1 protein-coding gene and 1 pseudogene are annotated in these 800 nt (G+C 43.6%); both read right to left on the bottom strand.

Going from position 1 to position 800, the window contains the following annotated elements; translation table 11 throughout:
• Positions 1-531, bottom strand: a 531-nt coding sequence (locus A3729_RS01760) for a tRNA (adenine(22)-N(1))-methyltransferase TrmK (RefSeq protein WP_068633027.1), incomplete at its 3' end; no start/stop codon positions are given.
• Positions 532-622: 91 nt separating this feature from the next.
• Positions 623-800 (bottom strand): annotated as a pseudogene (locus A3729_RS30415) (acetyl-CoA C-acetyltransferase); the annotation flags it as partial.

The following is an 800-nucleotide window of genomic DNA, read 5'->3' as shown; positions in this document are numbered from 1 at the left end:
CGCCGGAGATATTTCCTTCTTTAAACCACTACACGAAGAAACATGCAGTATTTCATAAAACTGCTTTCGTTCTTTCACCAGTTGTTCGTCAAGCAGAGAAAAATCGAGCTTAATGAGGTGCTGCCTAAGTGCATATTGGTGATAAACAGGGCAGAGCAGATAATCGATATCAAGGTTTTGAAACTTCTGATGAAGCTGGTTGATCAGGCTCATCGTTTCGTCACCACCTATACCAGCAATAATGACCAAATGTTTGCCTTGATGTTTGTCTAAAGGTAACTGGGAGGCATCGCTGCAATAGGTCTTCCAAGATGTTTGGTTGTTAGGAGTCGCCGGAAAGAGCTCAACTAACTTCAGGTTCAAGGCTTCAATGAGCTCTGGAACAATATCAACAAAGTGAATTGTGGGTGCGGCTTGCCGATCAAGCAGGTTGATTCCCAATAAACCGTGGTCGCAGCAGCAATCCCAGATGTGCTCGTAGTTATTTAGGCACATCTCATTGAGTTTTTTTAGGCGTTTACCGAGCTTCAAAGTTTTGATTCCATTAATAATAAAAAGGGCCGCATATTTGCGACCCTTTTTTAGTACTGCTGTAGCGCTGTTCTTAGTATGAACGCTGAGCTTAGATCAACTCAATCGCCATAGCGGTTGCTTCACCACCACCAATACATAGTGCAGCAACACCTTTAGACTTGTCTTTCACTTTCAATGCGTTGATCAAGGTAACCAACAAACGTGAACCTGTTGAACCAACAGGGTGGCCTTGTGCACATGCACCACCGAAGATGTTCACCGTTTCT

The sequence above is a fragment of the Oleiphilus sp. HI0043 genome (assembly GCF_001634935.1).
This window is presented reverse-complemented; position numbering and strand designations above follow the sequence as displayed.